Below are 1,466 nucleotides of genomic sequence, written 5' to 3' on the forward strand. Positions count from 1 at the left end.
CGCAGGGGCCACCCCCGGAGACGGGAACGCCCGGCGCGCAGGGGCCACCCGGCGACGACGACGGGCGCCCCGGCGCCGTCAGCTGACGGCGTCCACCCCTCCGGGCGCCAGTTCCACGTCGTGCGCCAGCGGCCCGTCCGCGACGGTCACGTGCACCGCGCGGGAGCCGTACGAGGCCGCCGTGACCGCGAGCAGATAGGTGCCCGGGGCCGGTACGGCGAGGATGTACGCCCCGTCGGCGTGGGAGACGACCCGGTCCAGCTGACGGCCCCCGGAGGTCATGAGGGTGACGGCCGCCCCCTCGACGTGCGCACCGTCGACGGTGCGCACGAAACCGTGGACGACCGAGGAGAGCGCGCCTCGCTGGGCGGGGATCGCCGGCGGTGTCCCGGTGTCCGGCTCCGGGGTACCGGTGTCCTCCCCGGGTTCGACCGCCAGATGCGGCAGCCGCTTCTCCAGGCCCGCCGGCAGCCACCAGTTGGCCCGGCCGAGCAGATGCATCACGGCCGGGACCAGCGCGGTGCGCAGGATGAACGCGTCCAGCGCGACCGCGGCGGCCAGGCCCACGCCCGCCATGGCCGCGCCGTAGTCACCACTGAGCACGAAGGCGAGGAAGACGCAGACCATGATCAGGGCGGCGGAGTTGATGACCCGGCTGGTCTCCGCCAGGCCGACGCGCACCGCGCGGGCGTTGTCCCCGGTGTGCACCCACTCCTCGTGCATCCGGCTCACCAGGAACACCTGGTAGTCCATGGAGAGGCCGAACAGCAGCGACAGCATGATGATCGGCAGGAAGGAGAAGATGGGGCCCTCCTGGCCGAGACCCAGCACGTCCAGGCCGATACCCCACTGGAAGACCGCCACCAGGACGCCGAACGAGGCCGCCGCGGCCAGCAGGTTCATCACGGCGGCCGTCAGCGGCACCACCACGGAACGGAACGCCAGCATCAGGAGCAGGAAGCCCAGGGTGATGATCGTGGCGATGAACAGCGGCAGCCGGTCACCCGTCACCGACGCGAAGTCCTTCGACACGGCGGTCACGCCTCCGACATGGGCCGTGGCACCCGCGTCCGGGATGACCTCCTCGCGCAGGGTGTCGATGAGCCGGTCCGTCTCCACGTCCTGCGGTGAGGTGGCGGGAATGACCTGGATGACGCTCACGCCGTTCGTGGGCGGCATCGCGGCGACCTGGGCAACGCCCTCGGTCTCCCTCACCGCCGTCACCAGACCGCCGGACGCCTCGCCGTCCACGACCACCTGGAGCGGTCCGTTGAAGCCGGGGCCGAAGCCCTCGGCGAGCAGGTCGTAGGCCTGCCGGGTGGTCATGGAGGAGTCGTCGTTGCCCTGGTCCACGGTGCCCAGCCGCAGCGACAGCAGCGGGATCGCGAGGGCCGCCATCAGCACGACGGCCAGTACGGCCACGGAACGCGGCCGGCGCTCGACCGCGGCGGACCAGCGCGCGGCCA

General features: G+C 72.6%; 1 protein-coding gene. It reads right to left on the reverse strand.

Going from position 1 to position 1,466, the window contains the following annotated elements:
- Positions 1-78: 78 nt before the first annotated feature.
- Positions 79-1,466 (reverse strand): MMPL family transporter (locus B9S61_RS11680; protein WP_181007334.1); only part of this gene is annotated, 1,388 nt, incomplete at its 5' end.

Origin of the sequence: Streptomyces sp. SM1, assembly GCF_002910825.1 — a bacterium.
GTDB classification, from domain to species: domain Bacteria; phylum Actinomycetota; class Actinomycetes; order Streptomycetales; family Streptomycetaceae; genus Streptomyces; species Streptomyces okerensis.